This is a genomic window from Enterococcus lactis (assembly GCF_015751045.1).
Taxonomy (GTDB): Bacteria; Bacillota; Bacilli; order Lactobacillales; family Enterococcaceae; genus Enterococcus_B; species Enterococcus_B lactis.
In genome coordinates this window covers 1-1,644 of the sequence record NZ_BNJW01000062.1, presented here as the reverse complement: position 1 = coordinate 1,644, position 1,644 = coordinate 1, and the positions used below count along the sequence as shown (strand labels likewise).

At 52.3% G+C, this 1,644-nt stretch carries 1 rRNA gene; it reads right to left on the bottom strand.

What is annotated here, in order from left to right:
* Window positions 1-68: 68 nt before the first annotated feature.
* A 16S ribosomal RNA gene (locus tag KFO35_RS14015) occupies window positions 69-1,629 on the bottom strand.
* Between the last annotated feature and the right edge of the window lie 15 nt (window positions 1,630-1,644).

Below are 1,644 nucleotides of genomic sequence, written 5' to 3'. Positions count from 1 at the left end.
TTGAGAGTAAACCTCTCAAAACTGAACAAAGTAAAAACAAATTGTGTAGTCTCCGTAATATTCCTTAGAAAGGAGGTGATCCAGCCGCACCTTCCGATACGGCTACCTTGTTACGACTTCACCCCAATCATCTATCCCACCTTAGGCGGCTGGCTCCAAAAAGGTTACCTCACCGACTTCGGGTGTTACAAACTCTCGTGGTGTGACGGGCGGTGTGTACAAGGCCCGGGAACGTATTCACCGCGGCGTGCTGATCCGCGATTACTAGCGATTCCGGCTTCATGCAGGCGAGTTGCAGCCTGCAATCCGAACTGAGAGAAGCTTTAAGAGATTAGCTTAGCCTCGCGACTTCGCAACTCGTTGTACTTCCCATTGTAGCACGTGTGTAGCCCAGGTCATAAGGGGCATGATGATTTGACGTCATCCCCACCTTCCTCCGGTTTGTCACCGGCAGTCTTGCTAGAGTGCCCAACTGAATGATGGCAACTAACAATAAGGGTTGCGCTCGTTGCGGGACTTAACCCAACATCTCACGACACGAGCTGACGACAACCATGCACCACCTGTCACTTTGCCCCCGAAGGGGAAGCTCTATCTCTAGAGTGGTCAAAGGATGTCAAGACCTGGTAAGGTTCTTCGCGTTGCTTCGAATTAAACCACATGCTCCACCGCTTGTGCGGGCCCCCGTCAATTCCTTTGAGTTTCAACCTTGCGGTCGTACTCCCCAGGCGGAGTGCTTAATGCGTTAGCTGCAGCACTGAAGGGCGGAAACCCTCCAACACTTAGCACTCATCGTTTACGGCGTGGACTACCAGGGTATCTAATCCTGTTTGCTCCCCACGCTTTCGAGCCTCAGCGTCAGTTACAGACCAGAGAGCCGCCTTCGCCACTGGTGTTCCTCCATATATCTACGCATTTCACCGCTACACATGGAATTCCACTCTCCTCTTCTGCACTCAAGTCTCCCAGTTTCCAATGACCCTCCCCGGTTGAGCCGGGGGCTTTCACATCAGACTTAAGAAACCGCCTGCGCTCGCTTTACGCCCAATAAATCCGGACAACGCTTGCCACCTACGTATTACCGCGGCTGCTGGCACGTAGTTAGCCGTGGCTTTCTGGTTAGATACCGTCAAGGGATGAACAGTTACTCTCATCCTTATTCTTCTCTAACAACAGAGTTTTACGATCCGAAAACCTTCTTCACTCACGCGGCGTTGCTCGGTCAGACTTTCGTCCATTGCCGAAGATTCCCTACTGCTGCCTCCCGTAGGAGTTTGGGCCGTGTCTCAGTCCCAATGTGGCCGATCACCCTCTCAGGTCGGCTATGCATCGTGGCCTTGGTGAGCCGTTACCTCACCAACTAGCTAATGCACCGCGGGTCCATCCATCAGCGACACCCGAAAGCGCCTTTCAAATCAAAACCATGCGGTTTCGATTGTTATACGGTATTAGCACCTGTTTCCAAGTGTTATCCCCTTCTGATGGGCAGGTTACCCACGTGTTACTCACCCGTTCGCCACTCCTCTTTTTCCGGTGGAGCAAGCTCCGGTGGAAAAAGAAGCGTACGACTTGCATGTATTAGGCACGCCGCCAGCGTTCGTCCTGAGCCAGGATCAAACTCTCATAAAAAGTTCGAACAATCTT